Genomic DNA, 24,794 nt, shown 5'->3' with positions numbered 1-24,794 from the left:
GAGCCCGGACGGTGGTGCATTCTCCAGTCCGTGGTGAAATGGGAAATATATCATCAGGTCGGAAAGGCCATTGAGTAACTTTACATAAAAAAAAGCAGCACCATCGACACACCCGGTGCTGCTCTTTTTGCCCGGCTCCGGCTTAACTCTATTGACAACTGTTTTACTATAATTTATTATTGCCCTATAATACGTTATCTGCTGTTTTGTTTGCTTATGTATTGTATTGTGCTCGAAATGTCGGCATAAACATCACGTTATGTAATGTTATATTTATTCATGCAACCGACGGACTCCTGCATACATTATCTATTTTTCATTCTCTGATGGTGCTGCGTCGGCGGCATAGTGGCCTAATCCGTTAATTACCTGAATAATATGCCTGTTCGCGGCGTTTGCGGTATGAACGGCATGATCAATAAACGGACGAGGAGGCAGATATTAATGTGGAAAATCTACGACGAGTTAATTGAGTCCGTGCCCCGTGACTTAGTGGTAAATGACTGTTGTGTCGGGCTGAATTGGACTCTGGTTAAATCAAGAACTACCGGTGTTGCTATGACACCCAAAGAAGGCTCCGGTTCGGTAAGCATGGCCGGTGGTATTGTGGGCATGGGCGTGCGGGAACTGGCGGGCTATATCAAATCGTGGGACAATTTTGAGGCGGCGGTTGCCCTGGCGGCAATCAATTCCGCTATTAACACCGAAGAACAGGTCCAGCGGATGACGGGGCGTTTCGTAAGCGAGCATCGACAAACAAATGCTTTCATTTATTACAGCAATCTGCTTTCCGGCAAGAAAGTGGCAGTGATTGGACATTTCCCCGACTTGGATCAGTTGGATAAGATTTGTGAACTTTCCGTACTTGAGCGGCGGCCCGGACCCGGTGATTTCCCCGATCCGGCCTGTGAATACCTTTTGCCGCAGCAAGATTATGTCTTTATTACAGGCACCACGCTGATCAACAAGACCCTGCCGCGCTTGCTGCAGTTGACGAGAAAAAGCAAGGTGATCCTGGTGGGTCCAAGTACGCCTTTAACCCCGCGGCTGTTCGCCCATGGCATTTCCACTCTGGCCGGCTCGGTGATAACAGATGACAAGGTTTGGAGCTTCGTTCGGACGGGTGGCGATGGTATGAGTATATTTAAATACGGCTGCAACATGGTTAAAATATCAAGTTCAGAGGTTGAAAAATGTCTGATGAAATGATGCCTGGAAAAGCCGATAAAGAAATGGGGATGGACAAAAAGCTTAAAGCGAAAACACTTAAGTACTGGCATAAAGAGCTAATTCTTGTGGGTATAGCCCTTTTGATTATCATTCTTTCGTTTCCTCTGGGCAGGTATCCGGTGTCGCCGGATAATTTATTTTTGATTTTGGCCGCCAAAGTATTTCCTATTACTCATACCTGGCCGGCTGCTATGGATATCGTGGTGTTTAATGTGAGGCTGCCAAGGATTTTTGCGGCTTTGCTGGTTGGGGCCGCTTTGGCTACTTCCGGGGCGGCTTACCAGGGTATGTTCAAAAACCCGCTGGTATCTCCGGATATTCTTGGGGCCTCTGCCGGTGCGGGATTTGGAGCTGCCATGGGTATTTATTTTTCATTAAATGTTTTCGGTATTCAATTGTCGGCGTTTATCTTTAGTCTTATGGCCGTGATGCTTACTTATTTTATCAGCAGAAAAGTCCGGTTGGATCCCACGCTCGTGCTGGTTTTAACCGGGGTATTGGTGGGCACGATATTTAGCTCGGCCACGTCGTTAATCAAGTTTGTAGCCGATCCCTATGACAAACTTCCCGCCATTACCTTTTGGCTGATGGGCAGCTTGGCCGCCATAACACCTCGGGATGTATTGACAGGGATTATTCCCATTTTACTGGGGGGAATACCCCTGTATATTCTGCGCTGGCGTCTGAATGTTTTATCCCTGGGTGAAGAAGAAGCGATGGCTATGGGGTTGGAGACCGGAAAATTAAGGTTTATTGTTATTATATGTTCTACGCTTATGACCGCGGCCGCCGTATCAATCAGCGGCCTCGTCGGCTGGGTGGGACTGATCGTGCCGCATTGGGCGCGCATGATTGTCGGTCCAGATTACAAAATATTGCTGCCGACATCAATTATTCTCGGGGGGGCTTATTTGCTGCTTGTTGATGATTTGGCCCGCTGCATAACTTCTGTCGAGATTCCCCTGGGAATTCTTACCGCACTTATCGGGGCGCCGTTCTTTTTCTACCTTTTGGTGTCCGGCAGAAAGGGATGGGAGTGAGGCCGGAAGGATTACATAAGGTACCTGGTAAAAAGTTGGTTGGGGATTTACCGTAAATTATTAAGATAGGGGGAAGATAACTGATGCATGAGAAAAAAATCAGCTGTTTGCTTGGTCTGACTATCATAGCCTTGCTTGTGTTAAGTCTTGCCGGGTGCGGCCAAACTGCTTCCACACCGGCCGATCAGGATGCGGCAACACGTACGATCACAGATATGGCGGGGCGGTCCGTAACTGTTCCGGTCACAATTAAGACAGCCTTTTCAACCAATCCGATAGGCGCTATTGCACTTTATACGTTGTGTCCGGACAAGATGGTAGGGTGGAATTATGAATTGCGGCCCGACGAGAAAAAGTTTATTTCACCCGAGTACCAGTCATTGCCTAATCTGGGAGGCTGGTACGCCAAAAACACCGGCAATACGGAGGAGCTATTGAAAGTAAAGCCTGATGTGCTTATCAATCTGGGCGCTATCAATAACACCGAGATTTCCAATGCCGATAAAATTCAGAAACAATTGGGGATACCGGTGGTTTTGATAGACGCTCCCGTGACGGGTATGGACAAGGCCCTTGAATTTATGGGAGACCTGCTTGGCGAAAAAACTCGCGCCCAAGAATTGGCCGATTACTGCCGCAATACAATCGACGATGTTACTGCTAAAGCCGCCCAAATTCCTAGTGATCAGCGTGTCAGGGTATATTACGCGGAAGGCCCGAAAGGCTTGGAGACAGAACCCGATGGTTCAAGACATATTGAAACGCTGCAGGTGGTCGGCGGAATTAACGTGGCCGAGGTTACTCAACAAGGAGCGGGAGGTATGAACGCGGGCCAGACGCCGGTTTCCATGGAACAAGTACTGTCATGGAATCCCGAGGTAATCCTGGCCTGGCAGGAGAATCAGGGAGGATTCTATCAGGGGATTATGAGCGATCCGGCCTGGCAGCCAATTAAGGCTGTTCAGCAGCATCGTGTCTATCGAATTCCCAACGCGCCTTATAACTGGTTTGACAGGCCGCCCTCGGTTAACCGGATTATCGGATTTAAATGGCTTGGTAATCTGCTCTATCCCGAGGTGTTTAATTACGACATGGTGACGGAGGTAAAGAACTTTTACCAGAAATTTTATCATTACGATCTAAGCGATGAACAGGCAAAAGCACTGCTGAGTCAGGAGCCCGCGGCCAACTAGCCGCCTTGAAGGCGGCTGGAAGCAATCAAAATTGATAAATACATGGTGGGGAGAGGTTAGGAAGCATGAGTGAGATAAAAATGAATGTTTCCGAATTTGATAATATTGCCCGGGAAGTGTTTGCTCCGGTTTATCCTGTTATTGCGGAACAGATCAAACAAAAGACAGGCATTAGCGTCGGGAAGTGTCTGGATATTGGTTGCGGAGGCGGTTATTTAGGCATTGCTCTGGCCCGGGTTACTGAACTTTATGTTTATTTAGCGGATAGATCAACGGAAATGCTGGAGATTGCCGGCGGCAACATTTCTGCCGCCGGGCTGACGGCAAGAATGCAAACATTATTTGCCGATGTTCAAAAAATCCCGCTGCCTGATCAATCAATTGATCTGATTGTCAGCCGGGGCTCAATATTTTTCTGGGAAGACCGGCAAAAGGCCTTTGAAGAAATATACAGGGTGCTTGCTCCGGGGGGTGTTGCTTATATTGGCGGCGGTTTTGGTACGGCGGAGCTAAAAAAACGGATTGCTGCCAGAATGGAAAAAGAGAATAAAAACTGGCGCGCCATGATGAATAAAAACATTGGGGAGAATGCTCCGGAAGCTTATGTGAAAATATTACAAAACACTAAAATACCGTTTTTTGAAGTAAACCGGGATGAGGCGGGATTATGGATAGTGATAAGGGGAAGCAAAGATGAAATGTAATATCTGCGAAAGAGGCTGCACCATTGCGGAAGGAAATACCGGAGCCTGTGGGCTTTACAGAAACAACGGGGAAAATATAATTGAGCTATTTCCCAATAAATATTTGACTGTATGTCCCATTTCCATTGAAACGATGCCTGTTTTGCATTTCCATCCGAGAGGAAAATTCCTGCAAATCAGTACTACGGGCTGCAATTTTAATTGCCGGGGTTGTTTTTCCACGGTTATTGCCAAGGAGATGGCCCCTGCCAGTAAAGCCTTGCGAGAATTATCCCCCCGGCAGGTGGTGGATGAAGCAGTTAAAAACGACTGCATCGGCATTGCCTTTTTATTGAATGATCCGCTGGCATCATTTTTCACCTTTCTTAATGTAGCTCGCCTGGCTAAGAAGAGCGGTTTATTGGTGGGGTGTTCCACAAATGCTTATTTTACCGAAATCTCATTGGCTGAAATCAGCCGTTATTTAGATTTTATCAATGTAGGCGTTAAGGGCTTGTCCCCCCGGATATACCAAAATTGTGGCGGCAGTACGGTGCAGCCGGTTTTGAGAAATATTGAAAAGCTTTATCAAGATGGTATCCACGTGGAAGTTTCTTGTATTTTACAAAACAATAATATGGAAGAAGTATTGGAACTGGCCGGGAAATTATCAAACATATCGCCGGAAATACCTTTACAGGTAATGCGCTTTATCCCTCTGGAAGGGGCCGATCCGGCCTTAGAGCCTTCCATTCGCTCTGCCGAAAATCTATATCAAAGTTTAAGAAAACAGCTCAATTATGTATATCTCTTTAATTCGCCCGGGACGGAATACCTGAATACATTCTGCCCCCATTGCGGGGAAGTTATCTTTAAAAGAGACTTTTACGGTCCAATGGGTGCGAAATTACTGTTTTCCGGGTCCGGTTCAGCCCGCAGTAATATTTGCCCGCAATGCGGTTGGAAAATTCCCATAAAAGCAATGCCGGCGGAAATAAATTACCGGGAAGATGATTTTCAGGGCGGCTACCCTTTTACCAGAGCACTGGAAATGGTGGAAGCAATCTTAATTACCATAGGCGTTACAGATATAAAAAAAGTGGTACAGGTTTGGGAAGGTATGCTTGGCCATAATGGGATGCAAAAATTACACAAAAGTATTCAAAATACCGGTTCTTACCTTGAGCTGATCGGATATTTTGGCAAGCTGACTCAGATGGAAGATAAGGCCGCGGAACTGGTTGCTTATATGGAAGCAAAGATTTCTCTAATTAATAAGTCCCTGCCTGCTGTCGGGAAGAGGCCCCGTGTGTATTATGTTATGGGAAAACCGCTTTTCAGCCTGATGGGAAGCCGTTTCGAGAATCAGTTGGTTGAAGCAGGCGGGGGGATAAGCGTTAATAAGGAAATAGAATGTTCCGGCAGGCCCGGCAGTCGAATTTCTGCTGAGGAATTAAACGTTCTTAATCCGGATGTTATATTTATTTCGGCTTTCCTATCCTCTTCCGTTGATGATTTTTATGCGGAGTGCTGTAAAGCCGGGATAAATGCTGAGGCGGTGAAGAACAAACGGATATATACCCACCCCGCTCCCGGCTGGGATTTCGGCAGCCCCCGGTGGATTCTGGGCCTGCTGCATATGGCCAATATGCTTCATCCGGAGGTGTATCATTTTGATGTATGGGCGGAAGCGGCCGGGTTTTATAAACAATTTTACGGCGTGGATTTTTCCCTGCCGGAGATCAATCGCTCTTTCAGTAAGCCCAGCAGCAAGTGGCAATGGAAGAACAACTGACCGCGGAAATTTCCGTGAAGCCCCGGGCTTTATAGGATAGCTGTTAACCAGGGAGGTATAGCCTGTGAAACTGGAGATCAAACATGCTTCATGCGGCTATGGCAAACAAAATGTTGTTGAGGATATATCCATCAAGCTGGAATCCGGGGAGATATTGTGTCTTCTGGGACCTAACGGGGTGGGAAAGACTACCTTGTTTAAGACTATCCTGGGTTTTTTGAAACTGCGCGAAGGCGAGATTTTACTGGATGGCGAGAATGTACAGACCTGGTCGCGCGGGCGTTTGGCCAAAGCAATGGGGTATGTTCCCCAAGCCCATACCCCGCCCTTTCCTTTCAAAGTTATCGATGTGGTGATTATGGGCAGGACCGCTTACCTGGGTATGGCCGGGTCGCCTTCTCGGGCCGATTTGGCCATCGCTGAGGAAGCTTTGGAAATCCTCAATGTTTCTTTTCTTAAAGAGCGTATTTATACTGAAATCAGTGGCGGCGAGAGACAGATGGTGCTGATTGCCCGGGCGTTGGCGCAGCAGCCGGAGATTCTGGTTATGGACGAGCCTACTTCCAATCTGGATTTCGGCAATCAAATCAGGGTGCTGGAGCAAATCAACCGTCTTTCCCGGAAGGGTTTGGGCGTAATTATGACGTCACATTTTCCGGATCATGCTTTTCTTTGTTCGACTAAGGTTGCCTTGCTGCAAAAGAATAATGTTTTTAACATAGGCAGTGCGGATGAAGTGATTACAGAGAAAAACTTAAAAGCAGCCTATGGTATCGACGTTAAAATAACCGATACATGCAATAACAAAGGCGAGCCGATTAAAGCCTGTATTCCATTGCTTGCCGGATAACATAAAGTGGGGAAAATTTTCTTGGACGATGGGTGCCCGGTACTGAACAAGTAAAATTACTCTCCGGGAAGTGCAGCCCTGCCGGTCACAGTACTTGGACCGGCAGGGCTGCCGCGGAGACTATGTCACTAAACCTGCCTTTTGTGGGCAGGTTTTATCAATGATTTTCAACTGATTGACTGTCTTCTTTCCGACTGTCTTCTTGCGCAGTCATTGTTCCCGGTATGTCTTTTTTAAATAAATCCATCAGATCGTAACCGGTCAGGCCCTTCACTGTTTCAGGCAAAGTGGCCATGATGTCGGTAATGTAGCCGGAAACTTTGGCGGCGCCTCGGCCCTGGCCGTTTCCGGAATCTACGATGACAATTTTCTCAACTTTGGAAAGGGGTTCGGCTATGCTTTTAGCAATCTCGGGCAGCTTATCAATAATCATTTGGGCCATAGCCGCATCGTTAAATTGCTTGAACGCTTCCGCTCTTTTCAGTAAAATTTCAGCCTCAGCTTCACCTTTCTTACGGATCACTTCCACTTCAGCGTTGCCTTCCATCCTTTTGGCCTGGGCGTTGGCTTCACCAAGCAGTTTGATACCTTCAGCCCGGGCCTGGGCATCTTGGATATCCTTAAATTTTATAGCTTCCGCCTGCTTTTCCTGACTGTACTTTTCGGCATCGGCCTGCAATTTAATAGTCGCTTGAAGCTCCTTTTCCCTGCGCAGCGCTTCTTGTTCCGCAATTTCAATTTCTTTTTTCTTCCTGACGATCTCAATCTGCATTTTTTCCTGTTCAACATTCTGCTTAACCTTATTGGCCTCTATATCGTAAGCCAGGTCGGCGCTGGCCTTTTTTGTTTCCTGTTCTTGTCTGTATTGAGTGACTTTTAGCTCTTTTTCCTTGGTCGCCTCGGCAATCTGGGTTTCGGCCAGCAGCTGCGCCTCTTCGCCAAGCCGGTTGGCTTCCGCAGTGCGGATATTGGTCTCTTTTAGGGATTCCGCTTCGGCAATGTTGGCGTCGCGTTTAACTTCTGCAATCCGTTTTTTACCCAGAGCCTCCAAATAGCCGTTATCATCGGAAATGTCCCTGATGGTAAACGCTTTGATCTCCAGGCCCATTTCCGCCAGGTCCACTGCGGCGACTTCCTGTACTTGAGAGGCAAATTTCTCCCGGTCCTTATAGATTTCTTCCACGGTGAGTTTGGATATAATTTCCCGCAATTTACCTTCCAGGACGTCCTTGGCGGTATCTTTAATTACGTTGATAGTTTCGTTTTCTTTACCGGTGTTAAACTGCTCCAGAGCCGAAAGAATAGATTCTTTATCGGATTTAACTTTAATAACTGCCACACCGTCGGCCTTAATATCAACGCCCTGTTCTGTTAACGCACCCCTGGTTTCCACGCCTATTTTCATGTTTTCCAGTGAAATTTTATCCGCCCGCTCCAGCAGTGGAATGACAATACCGCCGCCACCGGAGATAACCCGTTTTTTCAAACCTGTAACCACAAGCGCTTTATCCTGCGGAGCCTTTTTCCACATTGTGGCTACGCTGATTGACAGGAGAACCAGTACCGCGACAATGCCAAAAGCAATCCAGAACATACGTAAGCCTCCTCTACATTTTGGTTACCATAAAAATATTTTTGTTAATATCTACAATGGCTACTTTGGACCCCTTTAATATTTCCTCGTTGTCCAGGGATTTGGCCGGGGCGGAATATGTATTGTTATTGACGCTGTAAGTGATACGGCCAAAACCGCCGCCTTTAATATCCAGCCGTACTGTTGCCGGAAAACCGATCAGCTCTTTTTGAGACACGGCGCCGGTGCTTTGAGCTTTATACAATGGGACAAGCAAAAATCTAAACATTAAAAATGAGGTTGACAAAGCCGAGATTAAGGCTATCGTCAGGGCAATCGGCGCGCCGAATTCCAGGTAATGCAAGCCAATAATGCCCACTCCGCCGAATACGGTAATAAACGCCGCTATTACCACCGGCTTGAACGGCGATATTATAGTTTCTCCTTTAGCGCTGGCGGTTGTATTTGTATCCGGGTCCGTATCAAAATCAGCGCCCAATTCCGTTAGATCAAAAAGCTGTCCGAGCATAAACGATACTGCGGTAAATAATACGCCCACCCAGAAGCACAGTTGAAAAGTTTTCAGCAGCATTTTAACCACCCTTTATCCGTGGATAATTCATCTTTTAGATGTGCCACCTTCCTTGTTAGAGCGTGATTTTAGTCATTCATCAAATACCAGCCTTCCCACTTCTATACGTGGGGGTTCCTATTTTCACTTCAGGCGGGGTGGAACCCCATCTGAAGCCCTGCTGTTCGGCTTGGGCTGAACGAGTTCACTTTTTTGTATGTCCGCTTTTAAACGTGCCAGCTCTTCTTCAATCTCACCGGCGCTGCTGCCCAGTGCGGCAAGCTCCTGGTCCAGGCTTTTGCTTGAACCGCTTAGCTCGAGACCGGCCGCCGCTTCGGCTTCGTTTTGCAGCACTTTGTCTTCCATGCGCTCAAAACCCTTACGGGCACTGTCGCTGCTAAATCCGGACATTGTTTTATTGATTTCCTTTTGCGCTTTGGCTGCCTGGTTTCTGGCTACAAGTGCGGCTTTTTTAGCCTGCATTTTTTCAAATTCATCTTTCATATCCTGCAGCTGTTTTTTCAGACTATCCGCCACTTCCCGGGCGCGCTCGTACTGTGCCTGGTAATCCGCGGCCTTGCCGGCATGAATTTTTTTGTCTTCCAGAGCTTTTCTGGCCAGGTCTTCGCGGGTTTCCTTAAGAGCTTGCACGGCCTGGGATGTTCTTTTCTCCGCCATCTCCCGGGCGTCTTTGGCGGAGCTTTCCAAACGTTTAACTACAGCGATTTGCTTGGCTACGGCCAACTCGGCGTCGGCAATATCATCCTCCATGTCCCGCAGGTACTGTTCCAGCATTTTTACCGGATCTTCCGCCTTATCAAGCAAACTGTTCAGATTGGCCCTGATATTGTCTCCGATTCTTTTAAACAAACCCACAATAGCGCCTCCTTTTTGGTTGCTTTTTTCAGCGCGGCCAAAACCGCTTTTTTTAATTGAACTCCATTGTTTCCAGTTGGTTAACCACGCAAAGGTCTCTTTCCTCTTGACGTATGTTTGCCGGGGGCACTGTTTTAATATATTGAAATGTAAAAATAAATATGGTAATATAATACCCTCCTTTATTTAGTATCCGAAAGACGGTAAATGTTACATCTTAGAATTCGTAAAATATCTTAACGGATGAAATCAAGCTTTCGAGATCCCGGATCTTGAATTGTATACGGGTGGAACAAATATCAAGGCTATGCTGATTTATAATCTTTAGGAACGAAGGTGAGTAAATGCGCTGTGTTATATTGACCGGGGGTAAAGTGGACAATTTACAGTGGCTGGCCCGTGCTCTTGCTCAAGCTGATCGGCTAATTTGCGTGGACAGCGGGGCGGGGTATGCGGCCGCCTTGGGCATTGTCCCCCAGATTATTATTGGCGACATGGATTCCATAGATCATTCGCTGCTGGAGAATTATTACCGGCAGGGGGTGGTTATCAAGGAATATCCCCCCGAGAAGGATGACACCGATACCGCACTTGCTCTGAGGGAAGTATTGTCGGAACATCCGGATGAAGTGGTTATCCTGGGAGCTACCGGCACCCGTTTTGACCATACTTTGGCCAATGTGCATCTGCTGCGGGTCGCTCTGGAGAATCATGTTTCCGCCAGGATTATTGATGAATACAACGAAATTAGTCTGTTGGCACCGCGGCAGCCCGCCGTGGTGAAGGGCCGGCCCGGCGATGAATTTTCACTGCTGCCGCTTACCGAGAAAGTTACCGGTGTGTGTGTGCAAGGCGCCAGGTGGCCGCTGCGGGATGCCGCTTTCAGTATAGGCAATCCTTACGGTATAAGCAACCGGCTGGTTGGGGACGCGGCGGAAATTACTATTGCCTCGGGATTGATGTTGTTGATTAAAGTTGGTTAACCTGCTTTAATATTTCCAACCTGAAAAATGTGCATGCGCTTCTCAAATGACGAGATAAATGAAAGGAGTAGATATAATGCCGGTGATTAATGTTAGTTTCCAGGTGCTTCCGCAGGTGTCCGACGGGGACCTTTATGCGGTAGTGGACAAAGCCATTGAAGTGGTGCAGCAGTCCGGTGTGCCGTATGAAGTAGGTCCTATGGAGACTACCATGGAAGGAGAACTGGATGAACTGCTGGAAATAGTGAAAAAGGCTCAGCAGGCTTGTATCGGCGCGGGGGCAAGCCGGGTGATAACGCTGGTTAAAATAGATAACCTGCCCGAAGGCGTGACCATGGCGGAAAAAGTAGACAAATACAGGCCATGTCGTGACTGAGCGCTCCGGGGGCATCGAATAGCCGACCTGATGATTTTGGAGTTAGATGCGGTGTTGCATTGTGAGATTGCTTCATCAGCCGTCCGTTTCGTTACGTTCCTCAATGAGCCTGCGCAAGCTGGCGGCAAACTGCTTGTCATCCTCCGGCGTACGCTTGCGCGGACCCCTGGTGTGCCCGCCGCTTCGGCGCAGCCTGGCTTTGGTTGCCCTTTCTTCCAATAGAAAAACAATAGTTTCCTTGCGGAATATTTTGCCGCCGGGAGAGAGAGCCGCAGCTCCCTTGCCCAGCACCATAGCAGCCAGGCCGCCGTCCTGGGTAACCACAATATCGCCCCTGGCCGTTATATTCATTACGGCCAGGTCGGTTTCCTGAGAGGCATTGCCGACGGTAGTATGGTGGTCGGAGCAAATATTGTGGTTGAAGCTGGCGATTGTGTGCAGAGCGATTCGGTAATCACTGGAAAGACGGGAGCATATTAGCAGAGCATTTTTAGGACAGGCATCGGCATCAACTATAATTTTCATATTATTCCTTTCATAAACCTCCTGTTAATTAAGTGTAATGCCAGTAGAATGTCCGGTATAATTTAGGGGGTGTCTGCCCCTTCGTCCACTTCGTGGTAAGCAAGACCAATCAGGCCCGGTCCGGTATGTACCACCATGACGGGACTTAACTGGCTGAACATGGATTCATTTATATGAAAATCCTTCATATTTAATATTTTATCCAAAAGCGTTTCCGCTTCTTCCCTTGCATGGCCATGGGCCACGGCCAGATTTATTTTTTTGCCCGCTGTTTGTTCCTTTAAAATATCCATTAGTTTATTGATCGATTTTTTCCTGCCTCGTGCTTTGCAAAAACCATAATACTTACCTTCATCGTTAATAGATATGATGGGCTTAATATCTAAAATCTGCCCTACTGTACCCTCAACATAACCAATACGCCCGCCTTTTTTCAAATATTCCAGAGTTTTTACCACAAAGTAAACTTTTACGTTTTTCTGCATCTCTTGTACCCGGGCAATAATGTTTTCAAATTTCAGCCCTTTTTGAATGCATTGGCTGGCTTCCTGAACCAAAAAACCAAGAGCCAGTGAAAGGGCCTTGGAGTCAATCACTTCCACCTTCATTTTATTGAATTGCCCGGCCACCATTTTAACGGTTTCATAAGTGCCGCTTAAGCCGCTGGAAATGTGGATGGCTATGGCATGGGTAAAACCCTGGGCACATAGCTTTTCAAACAATGACCGGGTTTCCTCCGGCGATGGCTGTGAAGTGGTGGGCACCTCCAGAGAAAAGTTATCGTATATCTCCTGGGGCTGTATTTCCAATCTATCAGCGTAAACCCGATCTTTGTAAATGATTTTTAAAGGCAGCATCCAGGCATTAAGCTTCTGTAATATTTCATTGGGCAGGTCACAGGTGCTGTCGGTGATCAACGCAATTTTTTCAGCAAACATTAATTTCCCCCATTTTAATACATATTTTCCCGATATATTTTCGCTGCGGCTCAATGTTTCACCTTTATTTTTTTAATAACATTAAAATTAAACTAAAATAACCCATGCCGTTTTTTGCGGCATTAGCAGAGGATGAAAATATAGTTGCTTGTTTTAAAAAGATAACAATTATTTATTTTATTGGAAGGAAAATACAAATTTATTTAGAATAGGAAAAAGTATAACTAATATTGGAGGGATTGGTTGTGCTAATAGAAGGGGCAATGATTTTAACATGGCTGAGTGCGGGCGCGGCAGTGGGTTCACTTTTGACCTACCGCTTGGTTAGAGGTACGATGAGCCAGGAAAAAGAAGAAGAATTACGCAACACTATTGTAGAAAACGAAGCATTGAGCCGGACTAACAGTATCTACCGGGAACGCATTGAACAGCTGGAAAACGCTTTGTTCAGCAATGATAAATATCTGGAGATGGCCGGTGAAATTGAGCGTTTAAGCGCTGATAATTTTAAACTGCGCGGTAAGCTCAGGGATTTGGCGTGCCTGGTAGAGGCGGAAAAGAAAAAGACCACCTGGGAGCGGGTGGAGCGGCTTGAAAAAACGGTTTTAGAAATGCGTCGCCGCTTGGAAAATGAACAATACCGGTCGGAAATCCTGTATCCGGCGGACTTCTTGCCGGCCAAAACGGAGATTGCCGTATCGGCGGTGGAATCAACAGCGACGGAAAAACCGGACCCGGAAAAGCCCGGAAAATGGGCTGCTATACTGAGGGCTAGAAAATTATAAAGTGCTTATTGTAATTTAGATGGTTTTCTCATATTATTATATCAGTACTCATGGGATTGTTTTGCGGTGTTTGTCTGTCCTGCTTATGAATAGGCGAATCATCTGTCAAAGGTTCCATAGGGTAATAATAATTCATAAGGGGGACAATTTCAGGGTATGGTTTTTTCGGACAAGGTTTTGGTATGTAAAGATTGTGGTGAGGAGTTTGTGTTTACAGCCGGCGAACAAGAGTTTTTCTTTGAAAAGGGTTTTGAAAACTCACCTTCCCGCTGTCCGGACTGCCGCAAGGCACGCCGTCAGAACAACAACTTCCGTGCCGGTGGTGCAAGGGAAAGACAAATGTATGAAGTGGTTTGTGATGAGTGCGGCGCAATGACAAGTGTACCTTTCAAGCCGAATGGCAGCAGGCCGGTTTATTGCAAAGATTGCTATCAAGCCAAGCGGTCAAGCCGTTCCTGGGCATAAGTTGCGCTTATATATTTCGCATGATACAACAAAAGTATGAAGTGCATAGCATGGTTGTTTCTATTAGTGTCAATAATAACCGGCGGACGGGTTTTATGCCCTTGGCCGGTTTTTTGTTTTCATCGTGCATTGTGTTTCCTTTTCGAGGATAAAATAAAAAAATCCTACATGACATAACGGAGGTCATCACATGTTTTATTTCCGCACTGTTACGGTTAATCCGCCGCTGCCGGAACGCATTGCACGTCTGCGTGATTTGTCTTATAACCTTTGGTTTAGCTGGCACAGCCCGGCCAGGGAACTGTATAAAGATATCAATCCAAGACTTTGGGAGTTGGTGGAGCACAATCCGGTAAAATTTTTGCTGCGGGTGCGCCGGGAGGAATTGGATCAGGCGGCCGCTGATCAGGAATATTTAAAAAAATATGATACCGTACTGAATGACTTTGATCGTTATATGTACGGAGACAAATGGTTTGGCAAAGCGCACCCTCGTTATAAAGATAAAACTATTGCTTATTTTTCCGCGGAGTTTGGCTTGCATGAATCCTGCCCGATTTACTCCGGAGGACTTGGTGTGTTGGCCGGCGATCATACAAAATCGGCCAGCGATCTGGGTTTGCCGTTTATAGGTGTAGGCTTGCTCTACAAACATGGTTACTTTAACCAAATTATCAATTTAGATGGTTGCCAGGAAACTTATTATCCTGATCTGAATTTTAATGAGATACCGGTCACGCCTGTAGTTGGGGATAGCGGACTGGATACCACTGTAGCGGTGGAACTACCCGGCAGATCCCTGTTTATAAGAATATGGAAAGTACAAGTGGGATTGTCGCGGTTATTTCTGCTGGATACCGATCTTCCTTTAAACATGGAGGAGGATCGTAAAGTTACCGGCCAGTTGTACGGCGGTGGGCGGAGAATGCGCATTATTCAGGAAATAGTGCTTGGTGTGGGGGGGGTCAGGGCATTAAGAGTATTGGGAATAACCCCGTTTGCCTGGCATATTAACGAGGGACATGCGGCCTTTTTGACGCTGGAGCGGTTGCGGGAGATGGTTAGCGAGGGAGTTCCCGCGTCCACAGCCAGGGAAGCCATTCGAGCCAACACTATATTTACCACTCATACTCCCGTACCCGCCGGGCATGATGTTTTTGATCGGCACATGGCGGAAAAATATTTGGCTGAGCTGTGCCGCGATACCGGTATGGAATGTGATACATTATTGGATTTAGGTTGGGACGCCGAACAAAACGAGTTTAACATGACGGTTTTGGCTATGCGCATGGCGGGTTTTTGCAATGGGGTCAGTAAACTGCACGGAGAAGTGACCCGCCAGATGTTGCACCGTTTTTATCCCGCCATACCGGTGGAGGAGGTTCCGGTTACCTCGGTGACCAACGGGGTGCATACCGGTTCCTGGATCGACGAAACGTGGAAAAATATTTTCAGTAAACACCTGGGGAAAAATTGGGCGGATCAGGTGACCGGTGCGGCATTGTGGCAGCGGTTTAACGATATCCCCGATCAGGTAATTTGGGATACCCATTTGCGGTTAAAGGATCGTGCCATCCGGTATGTCAGGGATAGTATCCAGCAAAAACGACGGCGTAATCACGAGTCCGAAGCACTGATTGCCGAGGCCGGCGGGGTTTTGCTGCCGCAAGCGTTAACGATTGGTTTTGCTCGCCGTTTTGCCACTTACAAACGGGCCATGCTAATATTCAGTGATCCGGACCGTCTGGCGGCCATGTTAAATAATTTGGATAAGCCGGTGCAGATAGTGTTTGCGGGCAAGGCTCACCCAATGGACGGTGCCGGCCAGGAACTAATTAAAAAAATTGTCGATTATTCTCAAGAGGAACCTTTTAGAGGCAAAATAGTGTTTTTAGAGAACTATGACATCAATGTAGCCCGTCACTTGGTACACGGTGTGGATGTATGGCTCAACACTCCGCGCTGGCCCATGGAAGCAAGCGGCACCAGCGGTATGAAAGCCGCTATGAACGGTGTGTTGCACTGCAGTGTGCTGGATGGGTGGTGGCCCGAAGCTTACAACGGCAAAAACGGTTTTGCTATAGGTAATCCCGGTGATTTGCAATTAAATGAAATGCAGCAGGATAGGAGCGATATCCATTATCTGTATAAGGTGCTTGAGGAAAAAGTAATACCTATTTACTATGACCGGCAAAATGATATTCCCGGCCGGTGGGTTTCCATGATGCGCAATTCCATGCGTACAATAATTCCTTTTTTCAGCACCGCCCGGATGGTAATGGAGTATACGGAAAGGCTTTATACAATGGCTGTTGACCGGGGCATTGCTTTTATGGAGTCAAACTATGCAGCGGCTGAACAGGCTTGCCGTTTTAAAAGGTTTATCCAGGACAACTGGCATCATGTAAAGGTTGAACGCACTGAGACCAATGGCAGATGGGATATGCAGGCCGGTGAGGAGCTGGCGGTGGAATCGGTGGTTAAGCTGGGCCCTATCAAGCCGTCGGAAGTGGCCGTGGAGATTGCTCTGGGAAGTGATAAAGGACCTTATATCAGTAATCTAAATACTATTGCCATGGAATTAAAGGAAAAGCAGGGAGATGGCATTTACCGGTTTACGGGCAGAGTGCCCCTGGCTCAGGGTACTTATGGTTATACTGTCAGGGTAAGGCCCGCCCATCAGTTTATGGCCGGTAAATTTGAAATACCTCTGGTGAGGTGGGCGGAATGTTTTTAACTGCTCAGGATAGGTGATTATATGCTGCTGATCATTATTAGAACACTAATTCTATATATTGCCGTGGTTACCGTTATGCGTATCATGGGCAAACGGGAAATTGGGCAGCTGCAGCCATTTGAGCTGGTAGTAGCATTGATGATTGCCGATCTGGCTGCCATACCTATGCAGAATACCGGTATACCGCTGCTTAGCGGTATTATTCCCATTATTATATTAATGACGGCCCAGGTGACCCTGTCGTATGTTTCCATGAAGAGTTTGAAGGCACGGGGAGTTATTTGCGGCAAGCCCAGCGTAGTAGTGGCCAATGGCAAGCTGGTTGAAGCGGAACTAAGGTATTTGCGCTATAATGTTAATGACTTGCTGGAACAGTTGCGGGCTAAAAGCTACCCTAACCTGGCTGATGTGGAATTTGCGATTTTAGAAACCAACGGCCAGCTCAGCGTAATACCCAAGTCGCAAAAGCGGGCTCTTCAGCCCGAAGATTTACAAATTAAAACCTTGTATGAAGGCATGCCTTTGACGCTGATTATTGACGGCCAGTTAAACGAGCAGAATCTGCGCAAGGTTAATCTGACCAGAGAATGGCTGATAACGGAACTGCGCAAATTTGGTATTAATGATTTTAAAAAAGTTTTTTTTGCCAGTTTGGATACGGCGGGAAAACTGTTTTATCAGTTGAAAGCTGAGTTGGATGGTGGCCGGGCATGAGGATTTATGTAGCGGTGGTGATTGTGCTGCTGCTGGCGCTGTCAGTCAGCCTTATTACACTGGATAAGCTGGATAGTACTACAGATGACTTGGTAGCCGGGTTTGACGGGCTGGAAACGGCTATAGCCGGCGATAACTGGGAGGATGCCGGTGCCGGAATCGAAAGAGTGGAAATATTATGGCATAAGCATAAAGGGTGGTGGGCCATGGTTATTGATCATCAGGAAATTGATAATATTGATATGGCCCTGGCCCGTATAAAACAGTATATAAAGGTGCGGAATCGCGCCATGGCTTCAGGTGAATTGGCGGTACTTAAGCAAATGTTGGAGCATATTCCGGAAAAGGAAAAGGTTAACTTAAAAAATATTTTTTAAATGCCTGGTTCTAAAAGCGCTCTTGAGTTTTTTCAGAACAGAGTGCTGCTAAGTACGCTGCCGGAAGGATGCGCGCTTATATTTCAGTAAAAAGGGAGTGTCGCGAAACTACTTTCCTAGAGCAGTGAGCGACGCTCCCTTTCCTTTATAAAATTAAATTCAGCGAATTATTTTGATAATAGCCCGATAGCTTTATAAAAAGCTGCTGCGTTACGAATATAAAATTACATTCTAAGTTTCCAATGCTTTTTGATGAACTACGGGTTGAGGCGCCTTGGTAAAGAATGTGACTAACGCGGCGATCAGAAGCAGTACGCCGGAGATGATATAGCTGGTGCCGTATCCACCGGTGGCATCGGCCACCTGTCCGGCGATAATCGGGCCTACCAGTGCTGCCGCGCCCCAGGCGGTGAATACCAGGCCGTAGTTGATGCCCGCGTTTTTCATGCCAAAGAAATCATAGGTGGCCGATGGGAACAGGGTAAGCAATGAACCGTAAGCCAGACCGGTTAAAACTGATCCCAGCAGCAGCAGCTGCGCTGAGCTATAATATGAGAACGCAAACATGTTAATAGCTTGAATACTGAACACCAGCAGCATGGTATTGGTCCGGCCCAGACGGTCGGATATAAATCCGGCTAAGATCCTGCCGCCGGCGTTGGCTATGGCCAGTACAGCCACCAGTGCAAATCCCCAGTTAATACCGCCTTGAATTTGGGATATTTTAGCCAGATGTCCAATGATCAGCAGTCCTGCGGAAGCTGCAAAGCAAAACATCAGCCAGAGTTGATAAAATTGGGAAGTTTTAACCATTTCACCGGGTGTATAGTTTTTCTTGGTGTAGCCGGCGGACGCTTTGGCTGTACTGGCAGGCGGCGGGCCTCCGAAAGGTACAAAGTTTTGTGCGGGTGGAAAGGCCAGGAACTGAGCCAGTATAACAATAACGGTAAAGAATATTGCCGCTTCAATGAAAAATGTTTTAGAAACGCCAAACGTAGCTAAAAAGTAGTTCGTCATGGGCGCGATATACACTGATGCCAGGCCGAAACCGGCCACCACCAAACCGGCAATTTGACCTTTTTTATGGGGCTGAAACCACTTGACAGCCGCCGGGGTGGGGGCGGCATAGCCAAACCCCATGGCGGCTCCGACCAGCAGGCCAAAGCCTACCGCAACAAGACTTACCGATTGCGCCATACCGGCTACCAGCATACCGGCGCCGCAGAGGAAGGCAGCCACCGTGGCCACTACCCGCGGACCTGATTTGTCAAGCCAGCGTCCCGCGGGAACCATGCAAATAGCAAAAATGACACAGGCCAGGGTGTAAGGAATAGATGATTCCGTTTTGGTCCAACCGTACTGATCAATAAGTGCCGCGCCAAACACGCTCCAGGAGTAAAGAACGCCCAGAGCCAGGTTGATTCCCGCTCCGGCGAAGGTGATCGTCCAGGCCCTGGAACTGGTTAGTTGAGACATTAACCGCACCTCCCAAGTTTATTTTTATCCTGAGATTATAATAGTATATAAATTACAGAAAATTAATAAAATTCAGTCTAATAGCCGCATTATTATATTGATGTGCTATATTATAAAGTAAGTGGTTGGAGTTAAAACAGGTATGGTTATCTAAACCGCTGCCTTTGATATACAACCGGTGAGACGGAAGTCGGGGGGTGAAATTACTGCCCCCCTGTACTTATGAACGCCATAGCCGGGCGCTGAAGAAGACCAGTACGGTGTAGATTTCCAGGCGGCCCACCAGCATGCAGATGGCCAGCAGCAGTTTTCCCGCTGCCGGAATGGTTGAAAAATTGGAGGCCGGGCCCACTGTGCCAAAGCCGGGTCCGATATTGCCAAGGGTGGCGGCCACGGCTGATATGGCATTAAACAGGTCAATGCCCATAGCAGTGATCATTAGTATGCAAACCAGCATTAGTCCAAAATAAATAAAGAAAAAGGATTGCACACTTTCCACCAGCTCGTCGGACACAACGTCGTGGCCGACACGAACCGGGATAACCGCTTTGGGATGAATAAGCTTGGCAACCTGGCGGGAAGCGCTTTTAATCAGGATTAAGTAACGCACGCTCTTTATGCCGCCTGCGGTGGAGCCGGCGCAGCCGCCGATAAACATTAGCAGGAAAAGTACACCCTGACTGAAGGTGGGCCATAGGTTATAGTCGGTGGTGGCGAAGCCCGTGGTGGTTAAAATGGATACCGTCTGAAAAGCCGATTGGCGCAAGGCTGTTCCGGCTTGATAATCCATGGCCGCCATTAAGTTAAAGCCGATCAATAGCCAGGCGGATACAGCCACAGCCAGGTACAACCTTGTTTCAGGGTCTTTCCACAGGGGGCGGAAATTGCCCTGCATGGCATGAAAGTGAAGCGCAAAGTTTATACCGCAGATGAGCATAAAAAATATAATGATATATTCTACCGCCGGGTTATTAAACGCGCTTACACTGCTGTTATAATTGGAGAAACCGCCGGTAGCCACGGTGCCAAAGGTATGAATAATGGAATCGAACCAACCCAGCCCGGCTATTTTAAGGGCGGCAATTTCTGCTAGGGTGATAATGATATATAGTTTATATAATTCCCTGGAGGTTTGAGCTACCCGGGGTAGTACCTTACTTTTGGCCGGACCGGGTACTTCGGCACGAAACAGTTTCATACCGGCTATTTTCAGTGATGGGATCAGCGCCAGAGTTAAAACGATAATACCCATACCGCCCAGCCAGTGGGTAATGCTGCGCCAAAAAAGAATACTCCTGGGAAGGGTTTCTACGTTTATAAGTATAGAAGCTCCGGTAGTGGTAAAACCGGACATGGTTTCAAAAAAAGCGTTTATGAATCCGGGGATAGCCCCGCTAATCATGAAGGGCAGCGAACCAAACAATGCCAGCAGCAGCCAGCTGGCGGTGGCAATAATAAACCCTTCCCGGTACCCGACATCGTTTGCGTATAATTGGGTGCGGGAAAGGGTCAGTCCAATCAGCGCCAGTACGAAAATAGATATACTAAAGGCGATATAAGCATCTTCTTGTAAATACAAGGAAATTCCCAGTGAAGGCAGCATAGCCCCGGCTTCACAGAGTAGAACCAAGCCCAGTGTACGCAAAATTAGTGGCTTATTCAAGCTGAACTCCTCCAAGACCGCACATTGATTCAATAATGTGTACGTTATGCCCCAGGGCAAATACAACTAAACGGTCATTTTCCTTAATAACATCATTACCCTGAGGAATAATTACCTTGTTGCCTCGCATAATAGTTCCAATAATGGTCCCGGTCGGCAGGCCGGATCTGTGTAAGGCGCGGCCCGCAATTTTGCTGCCGGGCTGCACGAAAAGTTCAATGACCTCGGCTTTTTCATTAAGCAGCAGGAAAAGAGACAGTAAGCGGCCGCCTCTGATGAAACGCAATATCTCTCCGGCTGTGATCAGGCGCGGGCTGATAGCGCAGTCCACCCCCAATTGTTCAACCAGAGGCGCGTATCCCGGGCGGCTGATCTTGGCTATGACTCTTTTGGCGCCCATTTGCTTGGCTAAAAGAGCCAGCAATAAGTTTTCTTCATCAAGACCGGTAACGGTGACAAAGCCGTCTGTATCTTTGATACCTTCCCGGCGCAGTAAATCCAAGTCTGAACCGTCAGCACATAAAATTAAGGCCTCGGGTAGTTTTTCAGCCAGCTCACGGCACCGTTCGTTGTTTTGTTCAATGACTTTGACTTTCATGCCCTGGGCGCAAAGCCTTTCCGCCAGATAAAAGCCGGTACGTCCACCGCCCAGTATCATTACGGTTTGTACTTTTTGCCGTTTCTTTTTAACCTTGGCGCAAATCTTGTTGATTATATCCGAATGTCCCAGCAGGTAAATTGTATCGCCGGGTAAAACAATATCCCGTCCGCCGGGGATAATCATGTCTCCATTGCGAGATATGGCTACAATTAGCAGTGACCGGGGAATTTCCATGTCCATTAGTTTTTTGTTGGCGAATACTGTCATGCTTTCATGGACAGATATATCCGCCAACTGCACCCGGCCTCTGGCAAAGGGTTCCATATGCACCGGCAGGGCCAGGGTGAGAAAACGATTGATTTCCATTGCCGCCGAATAGTCCGGATTAATAATCAGGTCGATACCCAGGTCTTCTTTGCTTATAATTAAATTTTTTGAATAGTCAGGGTCCCTGATACGGGCTACGGCGCGCGGTATACCAATCCGCTTGGCTGTCATGCAGGCAATCATGTTAACTTCGTCACTGTTGGTTACTGCAATGAGCAGCTCACTTTCCGCAACAACGGGAGCGCTGAGGGTTTTGGCTGTGGAACCGCTGCCTTTGATGCAGTGGCAATCAAAATCTTCCTCAATTTTTTGTAGTTTCGACTCATTTTTATCAATAATGACTAAGTCGTGACCTTCTATCAATAGTCTGGCGGCAATTTCTTTACCTACTTTGCCCGCTCCTATGATAGTGGTTTTCAATATAAGCACCTTCAATCCTGCAGGTGTTTTTTATTCAATAATTAATTAGTATAAGTTAAAGATTGATATTTAGCAATGTATTTTTCTAGCCGGTATGACAGTAGTTAAATTTTAATCTCTTCCCGAATTGAGAAGTTGCTTCAAGTGCTTTAAGAGGCAAAAATTGTATGTTATAGTATTATGCAGAGGTGACAAAAGTGAACGATATTTGGTATCTTGGTAGTGGTTTTTGGATGGTCTATATTGATGAACTGCCGGTGGCCGATGATTTCAAATCTATCCCGGCGATGCAGCTTATTACTGCTTATTATGATACCCGCGGCAGACAAAAGGCCATGCAGTTCAGATTTTTTCAAGGGGATGATTTGCGGCCGGGATTCTGTTTGCTTCATTATGTAAGCCGTTTGTCCGGTCTTGACTATTATAAGATGTTGGATTTAGCTAAACGTCCGCCGGGTTGTCCTTACGGAGAAGTTTATAGACAACACAGCTACCAACCGGAATTGTTTGAGTTATATAATAGTTTTGAGCCGGCAAGGAAAAAAAATAGTAACAGCAAGCGAAAAAGCTGTAAAACTAAATAGACGTCAATGCCGCTTGTGCGGCACCGGCAAAAGGATGAAAATATAGTTAGTTTGTCATTGCGAGGAGCGAAGCGACGTGGCAATCTCCGCTTTGCAGCCCGCATTTCTTTGGTGGACCCGCTTCGGAGTTTGGGATTGCTTTGCTTACGCTCGCAATGACAGTTAAAAGCATAGCGGAAAAAAAGAACCCTGAGCTTTTTCAGGATAGTTTATGATCGTAAAGAGGTGATGATACTTGTTAAACTTGTTTACCGAAGAATGGCGGCAGGTAAGGTATTACCAGCGAGAAAGCTTGATTTGCTTGGCTATATTTGCGGTAGCGGTTTATATTGGCTATATTGCCGCCGTACTGGTTTCCGACAGAGCTATGGAGTATTACAGCACAGTGCGGGATATTATATTGGCCAATCCTTTTGGCGAAGGTTTGCCGGAAAATCTGTTTCTTTTCATTTTAGCCAGGAACAGTATGGTGAGTTTTACTGTGCTGGTGCTGGGGATAATTACCTATAATGTTTGGCCGGTGTTTATTTTGTTGCTAAACGGTGCTATCGGTGGGTTTACCGTCAAAACGCAGGCGGTTTTATTTCAACATTACAGCTTTCAAATTTGGCTGTTCGGACTTTTGCCCCACGGGATACCGGAACTGGGAGCACTTTTTCTTGCCGCGGGGGCCAGCTTTTACTACCGCCGCCTGCGCGGCCAAGGAGAGCGCGTAGTGAATCGCGTGTTAAAAACTTATTTGGTGGTCATCTGGCCTTTGCTGGTTTTGGCGGCTGCTGTGGAAACCTTTATTACACCGCTTTTGATATACCGGTTTTTATCATGAGTTAATTTAGGGTTATTTAAAGGAATTTAACCCCCTGATAACAAATATATGACTATGCCGGTATTATAAACCGGGCATCGGCGGACTTGGATGGCCCGGGTGGATTTAAGCGGGAAAGGAAGGGATGCCTGTGATACTTGTAACCGGTGGTACGGGCCTGGTGGGAAGATATTTGGTGCGTACTTTGGTGGAAAAAGGCTGTGCCGTGCGCTGCCTGGTCCGAACGCCTCAAAAGGCCGGTGAGGTTTTACCCTCTGGTATTGAATTAGTTCGGGGAGAGATTAACGACCCGGAGGCGGTAAAAAAAGCTTGCCATGGTGCGGACAAGGTTATTCATTTGGTGGCTGTTATCAGAGAACACGGTGATCAAACTTTTGAACATATCAATGTAGAAGGCACTCTAAATCTAGTAATTGCCGCCGGCCAGGCCGGAGTAAAGCATTTTATTCATATGAGCGCCCTGGGTGTTTGTGACAATTCCCGGTATGAGTATATATATTCCAAATGGCGGGGCGAGGAGGCCGTCAGACAGAGCGGTCTGGAGTGGACTATATTACGCCCGTCGGTGATTTACGGATCAGGATTTAATTTTTTTAATCGCATGATTCAGTCGCTGCAAATGTTTCCCAGACCGTTTGTACCTGTTCCAGGCCGGGGAAACACTTTATTTCAACCTATTGCGGCGGAAGATGTGGTGCGCTGCCTGGCGCGGGTATGTGAAAATTCCGGTATGGTGGGCCGGGTTATAGAAATAGGCGGTCCCGAGCATTTAAGCTATGTGCAAATGCTGGACCGTTTATTGGAATGCTTGGGGGAAAAGCGCTATAAACTATATGTGCCGATGCCGCTGATGCGCCTGGTGGTACCGCTGATGGGCAGTATTTTGCGGGACCCGCCCGTTTCTCCGGTTGAGCTTAAACAAATGGATGTGGATAATACTACTGATTTGAACGCGGTGGAAAACAATTTTGGTTTTAGGCCCAGGGCTTTGCATAACGGGTTAAAATATTTGTCTGGCCAGTCAAAGTCCAGGATAACCGGGAACGGTTAAATGTAGTTGGCGGTGTATACACTTCCAACTACCAGCCATGCAAAAAAAATATTCCACACCTTCCGGTGATGGCTTGAGAACCGATGAACCCGGCCATAGCCACAAGAATTTTTGAAGTTAACGCCTTATCATTTA

The 24,794-nt window shown here is 47.1% G+C and carries 24 protein-coding genes; 16 read left to right on the top strand and 8 right to left on the bottom strand.

Annotated elements, in window-relative coordinates:
* The first annotated feature begins 444 nt into the window (after window positions 1-444).
* The 6 genes from ABDB91_RS14615 to ABDB91_RS14590 all read left to right on the top strand — a co-directional run bounded on the left by ABDB91_RS14615 (window position 445) and on the right by ABDB91_RS14590 (window position 6,791).
* On the top strand, window positions 445-1,209 hold the full coding sequence (locus ABDB91_RS14615) for a DUF364 domain-containing protein (RefSeq protein WP_347488443.1): 765 nt from the start codon (window positions 445-447) through the stop codon (window positions 1,207-1,209).
* Window positions 1,194-2,270, top strand: coding sequence for an iron ABC transporter permease (locus ABDB91_RS14610; protein ID WP_347488442.1), 1,077 nt, complete (start codon window positions 1,194-1,196; stop codon window positions 2,268-2,270). Before ABDB91_RS14615 ends, ABDB91_RS14610 begins: the two co-directional genes overlap by 16 nt.
* Before the next feature lie 83 nt (window positions 2,271-2,353).
* Entirely contained in the window at window positions 2,354-3,463 is a 1,110-nt protein-coding gene (locus ABDB91_RS14605) for an ABC transporter substrate-binding protein (RefSeq protein ID WP_347488441.1), read from the top strand.
* Between the two features lie 65 nt (window positions 3,464-3,528).
* A complete protein-coding gene (locus ABDB91_RS14600; protein WP_347488440.1) occupies window positions 3,529-4,167 on the top strand; it encodes a class I SAM-dependent methyltransferase in 639 nt (212 codons plus the stop codon).
* Window positions 4,157-5,941 carry a radical SAM protein gene (locus tag ABDB91_RS14595; RefSeq protein WP_347488439.1) on the top strand — a complete coding sequence of 595 codons (1,785 nt, stop codon included), beginning with the start codon at window positions 4,157-4,159 and terminating at the stop codon, window positions 5,939-5,941. Before ABDB91_RS14600 ends, ABDB91_RS14595 begins: the two co-directional genes overlap by 11 nt.
* A gap of 64 nt (window positions 5,942-6,005) precedes the next feature.
* Entirely contained in the window at window positions 6,006-6,791 is a 786-nt protein-coding gene (locus tag ABDB91_RS14590; RefSeq protein ID WP_347488438.1) for an ABC transporter ATP-binding protein, read from the top strand.
* 157 nt (window positions 6,792-6,948) lie between these two features.
* On the opposite strand, the gene ABDB91_RS14585 is transcribed toward ABDB91_RS14590, so the two are convergent.
* From ABDB91_RS14585 to ABDB91_RS14575, 3 genes are all read right to left on the bottom strand, one after another.
* Entirely contained in the window at window positions 6,949-8,385 is a 1,437-nt protein-coding gene (locus ABDB91_RS14585) for an SPFH domain-containing protein (protein WP_347488437.1), read from the bottom strand.
* Window positions 8,386-8,398: 13 nt separating this feature from the next.
* A complete protein-coding gene (locus ABDB91_RS14580; protein WP_347488436.1) occupies window positions 8,399-8,956 on the bottom strand; it encodes a hypothetical protein in 558 nt (185 codons plus the stop codon).
* A 123-nt stretch (window positions 8,957-9,079) separates the two neighbouring features.
* A complete protein-coding gene (locus ABDB91_RS14575) occupies window positions 9,080-9,811 on the bottom strand; it encodes a PspA/IM30 family protein (RefSeq protein ID WP_347488435.1) in 732 nt (243 codons plus the stop codon).
* 344 nt (window positions 9,812-10,155) lie between these two features.
* Between ABDB91_RS14575 and ABDB91_RS14570 the strand changes: the two genes are divergently transcribed.
* Window positions 10,156-10,794, top strand: a complete 639-nt coding sequence (locus ABDB91_RS14570) for a thiamine diphosphokinase (protein WP_347488434.1) — start codon at window positions 10,156-10,158, stop codon at window positions 10,792-10,794.
* Window positions 10,795-10,870: 76 nt separating this feature from the next.
* Complete coding sequence (locus ABDB91_RS14565; RefSeq protein ID WP_347488433.1) at window positions 10,871-11,170, top strand: thiamine-binding protein; 300 nt, start codon at window positions 10,871-10,873, stop codon at window positions 11,168-11,170.
* Window positions 11,171-11,245: 75 nt separating this feature from the next.
* Here ABDB91_RS14565 and ABDB91_RS14560 read toward each other — a convergent pair whose 3' ends face one another.
* Together ABDB91_RS14560 and ABDB91_RS14555 are read right to left on the bottom strand one after the other, a co-directional pair.
* Window positions 11,246-11,695 carry a DUF188 domain-containing protein gene (locus ABDB91_RS14560; RefSeq protein WP_347488432.1) on the bottom strand — a complete coding sequence of 150 codons (450 nt, stop codon included), beginning with the start codon at window positions 11,693-11,695 and terminating at the stop codon, window positions 11,246-11,248.
* A gap of 62 nt (window positions 11,696-11,757) precedes the next feature.
* On the bottom strand, window positions 11,758-12,633 hold the full coding sequence (locus ABDB91_RS14555; RefSeq protein ID WP_347488431.1) for a DegV family protein: 876 nt from the start codon (window positions 12,631-12,633) through the stop codon (window positions 11,758-11,760).
* A gap of 245 nt (window positions 12,634-12,878) precedes the next feature.
* On the opposite strand from ABDB91_RS14555, the gene ABDB91_RS14550 reads away from it, so the two are divergent.
* The 5 genes from ABDB91_RS14550 to ABDB91_RS14530 all read left to right on the top strand — a co-directional run bounded on the left by ABDB91_RS14550 (window position 12,879) and on the right by ABDB91_RS14530 (window position 17,711).
* Window positions 12,879-13,418: a hypothetical protein gene (locus ABDB91_RS14550; protein WP_347488430.1), complete on the top strand. Its 540-nt coding sequence runs from the start codon at window positions 12,879-12,881 to the stop codon at window positions 13,416-13,418.
* Window positions 13,419-13,574: 156 nt separating this feature from the next.
* On the top strand, window positions 13,575-13,883 hold the full coding sequence (locus ABDB91_RS14545; RefSeq protein ID WP_347488429.1) for a zinc-ribbon domain containing protein: 309 nt from the start codon (window positions 13,575-13,577) through the stop codon (window positions 13,881-13,883).
* 190 nt (window positions 13,884-14,073) lie between these two features.
* The gene (gene glgP, locus ABDB91_RS14540; RefSeq protein ID WP_347488428.1) at window positions 14,074-16,620 is read left to right on the top strand and encodes an alpha-glucan family phosphorylase; all 2,547 of its coding nucleotides are present in this window, start codon (window positions 14,074-14,076) and stop codon (window positions 16,618-16,620) included.
* A 21-nt stretch (window positions 16,621-16,641) separates the two neighbouring features.
* Window positions 16,642-17,334 carry a DUF421 domain-containing protein gene (locus ABDB91_RS14535; RefSeq protein WP_347488427.1) on the top strand — a complete coding sequence of 231 codons (693 nt, stop codon included), beginning with the start codon at window positions 16,642-16,644 and terminating at the stop codon, window positions 17,332-17,334.
* Window positions 17,331-17,711: a DUF4363 family protein gene (locus ABDB91_RS14530; RefSeq protein WP_347488426.1), complete on the top strand. Its 381-nt coding sequence runs from the start codon at window positions 17,331-17,333 to the stop codon at window positions 17,709-17,711. The genes ABDB91_RS14535 and ABDB91_RS14530 overlap by 4 nt, the downstream gene beginning before the upstream one ends.
* Window positions 17,712-17,942: 231 nt before the next feature.
* Here ABDB91_RS14530 and ABDB91_RS14525 read toward each other — a convergent pair whose 3' ends face one another.
* The 3 genes from ABDB91_RS14525 to trkA all read right to left on the bottom strand — a co-directional run bounded on the left by ABDB91_RS14525 (window position 17,943) and on the right by trkA (window position 22,198).
* Window positions 17,943-19,187, bottom strand: coding sequence for an OFA family MFS transporter (locus ABDB91_RS14525; RefSeq protein WP_347488425.1), 1,245 nt, complete (start codon window positions 19,185-19,187; stop codon window positions 17,943-17,945).
* A 220-nt stretch (window positions 19,188-19,407) separates the two neighbouring features.
* Entirely contained in the window at window positions 19,408-20,850 is a 1,443-nt protein-coding gene (locus ABDB91_RS14520) for a TrkH family potassium uptake protein (RefSeq protein WP_347488424.1), read from the bottom strand.
* On the bottom strand, window positions 20,843-22,198 hold the full coding sequence (trkA, locus tag ABDB91_RS14515) for a Trk system potassium transporter TrkA (RefSeq protein ID WP_347488423.1): 1,356 nt from the start codon (window positions 22,196-22,198) through the stop codon (window positions 20,843-20,845). Before trkA ends, ABDB91_RS14520 begins: the two co-directional genes overlap by 8 nt.
* Window positions 22,199-22,395: 197 nt before the next feature.
* On the opposite strand from trkA, the gene ABDB91_RS14510 reads away from it, so the two are divergent.
* From ABDB91_RS14510 to ABDB91_RS14500, 3 genes are all read left to right on the top strand, one after another.
* A complete protein-coding gene (locus ABDB91_RS14510; RefSeq protein WP_347488422.1) occupies window positions 22,396-22,782 on the top strand; it encodes a hypothetical protein in 387 nt (128 codons plus the stop codon).
* A 235-nt stretch (window positions 22,783-23,017) separates the two neighbouring features.
* Window positions 23,018-23,608, top strand: a complete 591-nt coding sequence (locus ABDB91_RS14505; protein ID WP_347488421.1) for a stage II sporulation protein M — start codon at window positions 23,018-23,020, stop codon at window positions 23,606-23,608.
* A 124-nt stretch (window positions 23,609-23,732) separates the two neighbouring features.
* Window positions 23,733-24,659 (top strand): complex I NDUFA9 subunit family protein, encoded by a 927-nt coding sequence (locus ABDB91_RS14500; protein WP_347488420.1) that lies wholly within the window; start codon window positions 23,733-23,735, stop codon window positions 24,657-24,659.
* Window positions 24,660-24,794 lie beyond the last annotated feature (135 nt).

Source organism: Desulfoscipio sp. XC116 (genome assembly GCF_039851975.1).
In the GTDB taxonomy this organism is placed as follows: Bacteria; Bacillota; Desulfotomaculia; order Desulfotomaculales; family Desulfallaceae; genus Sporotomaculum.
This window is presented reverse-complemented; position numbering and strand designations above follow the sequence as displayed.

Excerpts from the sequence above, each read along its gene's own strand:
- ABDB91_RS14555 (WP_347488431.1), bottom strand. The coding sequence starts at position 12,633 with ATGTTTGCTGAAAAAATTGCGTTGATCACCGACAGCACCTGTGACCTG.
- ABDB91_RS14600 (WP_347488440.1), top strand. The coding sequence starts at position 3,529 with ATGAGTGAGATAAAAATGAATGTTTCCGAATTTGATAATATTGCCCGG.
- ABDB91_RS14525 (WP_347488425.1), bottom strand. The coding sequence starts at position 19,187 with ATGTCTCAACTAACCAGTTCCAGGGCCTGGACGATCACCTTCGCCGGA.
- ABDB91_RS14530 (WP_347488426.1), top strand. The coding sequence starts at position 17,331 with ATGAGGATTTATGTAGCGGTGGTGATTGTGCTGCTGCTGGCGCTGTCA.
- ABDB91_RS14545 (WP_347488429.1), top strand. The coding sequence starts at position 13,575 with ATGGTTTTTTCGGACAAGGTTTTGGTATGTAAAGATTGTGGTGAGGAG.
- ABDB91_RS14565 (WP_347488433.1), top strand. The coding sequence starts at position 10,871 with ATGCCGGTGATTAATGTTAGTTTCCAGGTGCTTCCGCAGGTGTCCGAC.
- glgP (WP_347488428.1), top strand. The coding sequence starts at position 14,074 with ATGTTTTATTTCCGCACTGTTACGGTTAATCCGCCGCTGCCGGAACGC.
- ABDB91_RS14500 (WP_347488420.1), top strand. The coding sequence starts at position 23,733 with ATGCCTGTGATACTTGTAACCGGTGGTACGGGCCTGGTGGGAAGATAT.
- ABDB91_RS14535 (WP_347488427.1), top strand. The coding sequence starts at position 16,642 with ATGCTGCTGATCATTATTAGAACACTAATTCTATATATTGCCGTGGTT.
- ABDB91_RS14610 (WP_347488442.1), top strand. The coding sequence starts at position 1,194 with ATGTCTGATGAAATGATGCCTGGAAAAGCCGATAAAGAAATGGGGATG.
- ABDB91_RS14580 (WP_347488436.1), bottom strand. The coding sequence starts at position 8,956 with ATGCTGCTGAAAACTTTTCAACTGTGCTTCTGGGTGGGCGTATTATTT.
- ABDB91_RS14585 (WP_347488437.1), bottom strand. The coding sequence starts at position 8,385 with ATGTTCTGGATTGCTTTTGGCATTGTCGCGGTACTGGTTCTCCTGTCA.
- ABDB91_RS14615 (WP_347488443.1), top strand. The coding sequence starts at position 445 with ATGTGGAAAATCTACGACGAGTTAATTGAGTCCGTGCCCCGTGACTTA.
- ABDB91_RS14605 (WP_347488441.1), top strand. The coding sequence starts at position 2,354 with ATGCATGAGAAAAAAATCAGCTGTTTGCTTGGTCTGACTATCATAGCC.
- ABDB91_RS14595 (WP_347488439.1), top strand. The coding sequence starts at position 4,157 with ATGAAATGTAATATCTGCGAAAGAGGCTGCACCATTGCGGAAGGAAAT.
- ABDB91_RS14560 (WP_347488432.1), bottom strand. The coding sequence starts at position 11,695 with ATGAAAATTATAGTTGATGCCGATGCCTGTCCTAAAAATGCTCTGCTA.
- ABDB91_RS14570 (WP_347488434.1), top strand. The coding sequence starts at position 10,156 with ATGCGCTGTGTTATATTGACCGGGGGTAAAGTGGACAATTTACAGTGG.